General features: G+C 37.1%; 2 protein-coding genes. One reads left to right on the top strand and one right to left on the bottom strand.

Features of this window, described 5'->3' with window-relative positions; genetic code table 11:
* Positions 1–281: 281 nt before the first annotated feature.
* Complete coding sequence (locus ACED29_RS21065; protein WP_124016370.1) at positions 282–593, bottom strand: hypothetical protein; 312 nt, start codon at positions 591–593, stop codon at positions 282–284.
* Between the two features lie 514 nt (positions 594–1,107).
* Between ACED29_RS21065 and ACED29_RS21060 the strand changes: the two genes are divergently transcribed.
* Positions 1,108–1,542 carry a hypothetical protein gene (locus ACED29_RS21060; protein ID WP_371698679.1) on the top strand — a complete coding sequence of 145 codons (435 nt, stop codon included), beginning with the start codon at positions 1,108–1,110 and terminating at the stop codon, positions 1,540–1,542.
* The last annotated feature ends 100 nt before the right edge of the window (positions 1,543–1,642 follow it).

Genomic DNA, 1,642 nt, shown 5'->3' with positions numbered 1-1,642 from the left:
ACGACCTGTACCACGAAAGCTAGCGGGCCAGCTCACGCACTCTTTTATAAAAAAGTCTTCAACGGCCTCAAGTTCAAAGCTGAATTTAGGCTTTTTCAATCAGGGAATCTAAATCATTTATGCAAAGAAACGAGTTAGAACATTAATTCTAATTCGTGAGTTTCAGGTTAAAATTTCTATGGGTAACGCCCATATTAACGGGCTAAAAATAACTGGCTATACGAGCACTGCCTGCTGTTTGTGTCCCGTTGACTTGCTTGTTATGAAACGCCATTTTATACCTAGCAAGCACCATTATATATGGTACTTTTCAAATGCGGAATTATTTCATTTTTCCAAACCTCCGGAGCAACCATTCCCGAAGACATCCCTCCATGACTATACTTCTTTATATGAACATATTCAGAAGAATCTATACTAACCCCTGATAGCTCCTCGAAAGCGCAATACATAATTACTTCAAATTCCGATTCTGTTGGGATTTCGGTTTTTCGCAAAAAACTTGCTAACTCATAATAGAGATAACTATCTCCTCTCAGGCCATGGGAGCCCATATTTTTTTCCATCGCACTTCCGATATCAGAATATTTCACAAGATAATCCTAGCTTCATAACGTTTTAGTATTTGTGCGTTGCGCCGTTTGCATGGCACAAACCGCTTGTTGGACTTGGTCGATGCCTAGTCCATATTAATTGGCATACTGTATGCTATAGGAATTTGCTTTTTTTGATGCTGGCTCTAGGCTGTAGAGCAGTTTTGAACTGGTAATATGGCTTGGTTTGTAAGTGTTTCATTGAAATTCCCTTTCATCGTATTTTCCTATCATACATCTTTAAGCTTGGCTGATTCAATGAGGGTTATACACTCAATTGAGTCACAATTTGGCTCCGCGCAGCGGCTTAGTTCAACGTCTGCATAACACGTTTGCTACTATACAGACCTAGCTGAATTTTAACGCCTTAATCACTGAAACTAAAGACAAACTGACAACGCCGAGTGTAGCAAATCGTGTTGATGCATTTGTTATGTAACATCTCACCGATTTAAATTGCCCATTTTCTAACCTTAGATTAAAATCAGGACACTATACTAATAAAGAGGTAGTTATGAAATTTATTAACATTGGCGAAGGTGCAAAAGTTGACGATCTAAAGTTAACTCGTAATACAGTTGTTACAGATGATATGTCGCAAGTTGTATTTGTTGACATAGGAAAAAACGGTGAGGTTATAAATCTTGATGCTGAAGGGAATCAAGTGCTAACACCTGAAGCATATAAAGACTTTCTTAATTCAAGAACTCAAGAATTAAAACTTTCTATAAATGAATTTTCAAAGCAACTAAAACTTATAGAAAATGATATTGCAAAAGCAAAAATCAACCGACAACTCAAAATAGTTCAAGAAGAATTAAATCTAATTCCTGAGAGTTCAGAAAGCAAATTTAATTACAATCGTGCACTATCTCAACTAAAAGATACATGTGTTAATCTCGGGTATGGAGTTCTAGCTGGTATAATTACAACAAAGCTGGGCTTTTAGTCATACAACCAGAGGAGGATTTAAGTCCCTCTTTGTTACATAACCGCGTATTAGCGAGAATTCCGATAAACATCCTGAGAAGCTCACCAAAACTCAACAT

The organism is Shewanella sp. 5S214 (assembly GCF_041439795.1).
GTDB lineage: Bacteria > Pseudomonadota > Gammaproteobacteria > Enterobacterales > Shewanellaceae > Shewanella > Shewanella vesiculosa.
This window is presented reverse-complemented; position numbering and strand designations above follow the sequence as displayed.